The sequence below is a fragment of the Limosilactobacillus vaginalis DSM 5837 = ATCC 49540 genome, assembly GCF_000159435.1.
In the GTDB taxonomy this organism is placed as follows: domain Bacteria; phylum Bacillota; class Bacilli; order Lactobacillales; family Lactobacillaceae; genus Limosilactobacillus; species Limosilactobacillus vaginalis.
In genome coordinates, this window is record NZ_GG693414.1 from 159058 (window position 1) to 164077 (window position 5020).

The 5020-nt window shown below is 42.4% G+C and carries 8 protein-coding genes; all 8 read left to right on the forward strand.

Annotated elements, in window-relative coordinates; translation table 11 throughout:
• A partial coding sequence (locus HMPREF0549_RS05930; RefSeq protein WP_003717358.1) for a mucin-binding protein occupies positions 1 to 837 on the forward strand: 837 nt, incomplete at its 5' end.
• Entirely contained in the window at positions 812 to 1195 is a 384-nt protein-coding gene (locus HMPREF0549_RS05935; RefSeq protein WP_003717359.1) for an LPXTG cell wall anchor domain-containing protein, read from the forward strand. The genes HMPREF0549_RS05930 and HMPREF0549_RS05935, both read left to right, overlap by 26 nt.
• An 83-nt stretch (positions 1196 to 1278) precedes the next feature.
• The gene (gene rpsP, locus HMPREF0549_RS05940; RefSeq protein WP_003717360.1) at positions 1279 to 1554 is read left to right on the forward strand and encodes a 30S ribosomal protein S16; all 276 of its coding nucleotides are present in this window, start codon (positions 1279 to 1281) and stop codon (positions 1552 to 1554) included.
• 12 nt (positions 1555 to 1566) lie between these two features.
• Entirely contained in the window at positions 1567 to 1827 is a 261-nt protein-coding gene (locus HMPREF0549_RS05945) for a KH domain-containing protein (protein ID WP_003717361.1), read from the forward strand.
• A gap of 56 nt (positions 1828 to 1883) precedes the next feature.
• The gene (gene rimM / locus HMPREF0549_RS05950; protein WP_003717362.1) at positions 1884 to 2393 is read left to right on the forward strand and encodes a ribosome maturation factor RimM; all 510 of its coding nucleotides are present in this window, start codon (positions 1884 to 1886) and stop codon (positions 2391 to 2393) included.
• Complete coding sequence (gene trmD / locus HMPREF0549_RS05955) at positions 2393 to 3151, forward strand: tRNA (guanosine(37)-N1)-methyltransferase TrmD (protein WP_003717363.1); 759 nt, start codon at positions 2393 to 2395, stop codon at positions 3149 to 3151. The genes rimM and trmD overlap by 1 nt, the downstream gene beginning before the upstream one ends.
• Before the next feature lie 12 nt (positions 3152 to 3163).
• Positions 3164 to 4600 carry an APC family permease gene (locus tag HMPREF0549_RS05960; RefSeq protein WP_003717364.1) on the forward strand — a complete coding sequence of 479 codons (1437 nt, stop codon included), beginning with the start codon at positions 3164 to 3166 and terminating at the stop codon, positions 4598 to 4600.
• Positions 4601 to 4714: 114 nt separating this feature from the next.
• Positions 4715 to 5020 (forward strand): 50S ribosomal protein L19 (gene rplS / locus HMPREF0549_RS05965; protein WP_040531423.1); only part of this gene is annotated, 306 nt, incomplete at its 3' end.

A 5020-nucleotide genomic window follows, 5' to 3' on the forward strand; every position in this document is an offset into this window, starting at 1 on the left:
GTTTCTTATCATAACAATAAGTGGCTTAACGGCTATCAGATTCAGAGTAAGGCAGTATTCGACTATATGAATAGTCATCCTTGGCATGTTACTGTAAGAAGTCAAGGTAATTCTAAGCCTGAATACGATTTAGATTATGTCTATTGGATTGGCGCAAGTACAAATGCAAAGCCAACCAATAAAGCATATGTCGACTTAACATATTATGGTTTTGTTAACCAAACGATCCATTATGTTGATGTAAATGGTAATCAGATGCTGGGTAATGATGGTAAACCGATTCCTGATACACCTCGTCTGGTGACCTTTACTAGTGATACTGGGGAAGAGGGTTCCTTTAAGACAGATAGCTACTTTAGCGATACCAATATTCCTCCGGTAAAGGATTATTCAACTTATCGGGGCCAAAAGTCGACTGATGGTAAGAAGATAACATACAGCGGAGAAAAGATTACTAAGATTGGTGATGAAGGTAAATTTACGTATCCTCATTCTGATTTTATTGAATATGTTGTGTATGTTAAGAATAGTGATCCAAAACCAACTCCACAGCCGGAAACAGTAAAAGATAGTAGAACTGTTACTGAAACAATTCATTATGTTTATCAAGATGGAACCAAAGCGGCAAATGATGAAACACAACAAATCACCTTTACACGAACTGGTTCTAAGACATCCAATAGTACTACTTGGAATGATTGGATACCTGCAGAAGGAACATTTAATGAAGTAGTATCACCTGAAATTCAGGACTATACTCCCAATATAAAGACAGTTAATGAAATCAAGATAGCTCCAGAAGATAACAATATTGAAAAAAACAGTTATCTATACTAAGAATTCAACACCAACGCCAGGAACTAAACCGACACCGACTCCACAGCCAGAACCAAAGCCAACGCCGACTCCAGAGCCGCAACCAACGTCTACGCCAACACCGGCACCACAACCAGTACCGGCATCAGAACCTCAGCCTCAACTGACACCAAAGTCAGCGCCACAACCAGGAACAAGTAATCCTTCTTCTAAGTCTGATACGTTAGTTGAGCCTCAGCCTGAGTCACAGCTAGTTCAAACCGAAAATCGGCAGCTACCGCAAACCGGATCAGAACAAGCTAAGGGATTAATGGCTCTTGGTATTGCTAGCTTATTGACTAATTTTGGCCTTGGAATGAAGAAAAAGAAAAATATTTAAGCTGTCAAGAAAAAATACTTTACATTCTTTTGGAAGACTGGTATATTATTACCTGTTAAGAAATTTATAGGGAGGTGCAAAGAATGTCCGTTAAAATTCGTTTAAAGCGTATGGGTTCAAAGAAGCGTCCATTCTACCGTATTGTTGTAGCTGACTCACGTGCACCACGTGATGGTCGTTTCATTACTTCTTTAGGTACTTACAACCCATTGACCACTCCTAAGGAAATCAAGTTTGACGAAGATGCCATTATGGATTGGTTACAAAAGGGTGCTCAACCTTCTGATACTGTTCGTAACATGCTTCAAAAGGCTGGAGTTATGAAGAAGTTCCACGAATCAAAGTATGCTAAGAAGTAGTGATGTTTAGTCATGACTGAGACAAATATTGAAGGGCTGGTTCGTAGTTTAGTAACTCCATTGTTAGAACATCCGGATGCTCTAACAATTACCAAGTCTGAAGATGATCGCTTTCAACGGTACGTCGTTGATGTTCATCCTCAAGACGTTGGCCGTTTAATTGGGCGGCAGGGACATATTGCTTCAGCACTGCGTACGGTCGTTGAAGGAGCACGTCCACGACGCTCTAATTCAAAAAAGGTCCGGTTACTAATAAATGACCACCGTCACTAAAATAAAAACTCCCACACTAATCTGTGGGAGTTTTTGTCAATTTTAGGAGAATTTGAATGAAATTTTATAATGTTGGAAAAATAGTAAATACTCACGGGATCCGTGGTGAAGTTCGGGTGATTCCCACTACCGACTTTGTTGATGAACGGTTTGCCAAGGACGCTAAGTTATATTTGGCTAATCAACAGGGAGAACCACTGGAGTTAACAATTGAATCATCACGCCCACACAAGGGTTCAATTCTTGTTAAGTTTGTTGGATATGACAATATTAATGATGTCGAGAACTTTCGCAATCGTGAATTGAGGGTTAGTGAAGAGGATCAACAGCCACTCGAAGAAGGTAGTTATTATTATCATCAAATTATTGGCTTGACTGTTAAGACAATTGATGGTCGTGAATTAGGAAAAATTAAGGAGATCCTTTCCCCTGGTGCCAATGATGTTTGGGTTGTCCAACGACCGCATCAAGCCGACTTATTGCTACCCAAGATTGATGATGTGGTAAAGAAGGTTGATCTGGATAATGGCGTAGTTGAGGTGGAACTATTGGAGGGACTTGAATAATGCGAATTGATATTTTAAGCCTATTTCCTGATATGTTTCAGGCAACTCTCGGTGAATCAATCGTTGGGAAGGCTCAAGATAATGGCTTCCTCGACATTAAAGTAACAGATTTTCGTGATTACACTGATAATAAACATAACCGGGTTGATGATACCCCATTTGGCGGTGGTGCCGGAATGCTCCTCCAAGCGCAACCAATTTTCGATGCCATGGCAGCAATTGATGAGGAAACAAAAGATCGTTATCCCAAAGGAAGGGTAATTTTGATGGATCCCGCTGGGCGAAGGTTTGATCAGGACTATGCCCAAGAATTATCACAAGAGGAACACCTTACATTTATCTGTGGTCACTACGAGGGGTATGATGAGCGAATTCGGAGCTTAGTGACAGATGAAGCATCATTAGGTGATTATGTCCTTACTGGTGGTGAACTAGCTGCAATGGTGATGATCGACGCTACCGTGCGCTTTGTTCCTGGCGTCTTAGGGAATATGTCTTCACCAATGGGCGACTCCTTTAGTAATGGCCTGCTAGAGTATCCGCAATATACTCGACCTGCAGACTTTCGGGGGATGAAGGTTCCTGAGGTTTTAACCAGTGGTAATCATCAGAAAATTAAAGAATGGCGTCAACGTGAGGCATTACGACGGACACTTGAACGTCGCCCCGATTTGTTAAAGACGGCCAAACTGACTCGTGAGCAACGGTTGATGCTTGAAGATTTGAAACTCGATCAAGATCCGGATGTTCCAGACTAGAAAGGGGTTCAAATGAAAAAGTTTATTCAACGATTACTATGGAAGCAGGATCCTGCCCTTTATCGCAGTAAGGATGCCAAACTAACCCCCAGTTTGCGGACAATTGATTTAGTTGGCCTGGGGACCGGAATGGTTGTTGGGACAGCAATCTTTACCCTGCCAGGAATTGTCGCTGCTGAACATACGGGGCCAGCAGTGCCATTGGCATTTATCGTTGCCGCGATTGGGGCCGGATTATCAGCGCTAGCGTATGCAGAGACTTCATCTGTACTGCCGTTTGCTGGTTCAGCCTTTTCATGGATTAATGTTCTTTTTGGCGAGTTTTTTGGTTGGATTGCTGGCTGGGCACTTTTGGCTGAGTATTTTATTTCAGTTGCTTTCGTTGCGTCAGGCTGGTCAGCCTATATGCAGGGGTTTCTCGCTAGCTTTGGTATTAAATTGCCCACAGCATTAACGGGGGGCTTCAATCCGCAGCGGGGTTCATATGTTGATATTTTAGCTGCAATTGCTATTTTAGCCGTGGGAATTTTAATTTCTCGTGGAGTTCACCAGGTGAGTCGGATTGAGAATATTATTGTCAGCGTTAAGCTCCTGGTCATTTTAATGTTTATTGTTGTCGGTATGACGGCTATTCATCCGCAAAACTATTCGCCATTTATTCCGCCTCATGTCGCTGGAACAACATTTGGTGGCTGGCAGGGGATCCTTGCCGGAACAGCACAAATTTTTATTGCTTACGTTGGCTTTGATGCAATTGCGGCTAATACGGCTGAAACAATTAATCCCCAAAAGACAATGCCGCGAGGATTAATTGGGACGCTGGTTTTAGGAACTGGCTTTTTCATTGCAGTGTCTCTCGTCCTTGTGGGGATGTTTAAATACAGTCGTTATGCAAATAACGCAGAACCAGCCGCTTGGGCACTCCGCCAGTCGGGTCATTACCTTACTGCTAATTTGTTATCAATTGTTGCTATTGTTGGAATCTTTTCGGCATTAATTGCGATTCTATTAGCCTCATCACGGCTGATCTATGCTTTTGGTAGAGATGGTCTTCTTCCCCGAAGCTTGGGTCATATCGATCGTAAGCATGTGCCTAATCGGGCATTATGGATGATTACGTTTTTGGCAATGATCCTGGGCTCCGTTTTTCCGTTCACGTTCTTGGCAACACTAGTATCTGCGGGAACCCTTGTGGCATTTATCTTTGTTTCACTAGGAATCTATGCTCTTCGTCCTCGAGAAGGGAAGGATCTTCCTGAAGCTCAGTTTAAAATGCCCGGTTATCCGGTATTGCCAACAATCTCGGCTTTATTTTCTGCAGTGATTTTCTGGGGATTGAATGCCGATGCTAAGATTATGATGGTTCTTTGGTTCCTTATTGGCTTAATTATTTACTTTGCCTATGGTATTCGTCATTCGATTATTAATCAGGAACATCAATCAAAATAACCCTTGAAAGGGAAATGAAAAGCTAGTATAGTAATAGATGGCTGTTTAGCCATAAGAAACGGTATTCCGCTGCCCACATCGGACATGAATGTCGGCGAAAGGAAAGAATTTTTTATGCGTCAAAACAAGTTAATCGAAAAGATTACTGCAAGTCAATTACGGGATGATATTCCAGATTTCCGTGCCGGTGATACTGTTCGGGTTCACGCCCTCATCGTTGAAGGTTCACGTGAACGTGTTCAGATGTTTGAAGGTATCGTTATCAAGCGTCACGGTGCTGGTATCAGTGCTACCTACACTGTTCGTAAGATCAGTAACGGTGTTGGTGTTGAACGGACTTTCCCAGTTCACTCACCACGTGTTGCTAAGATTGACGTTCTTCGTCATGGTCGTGTACGTCGTGCTAAGTTGTACTACTTA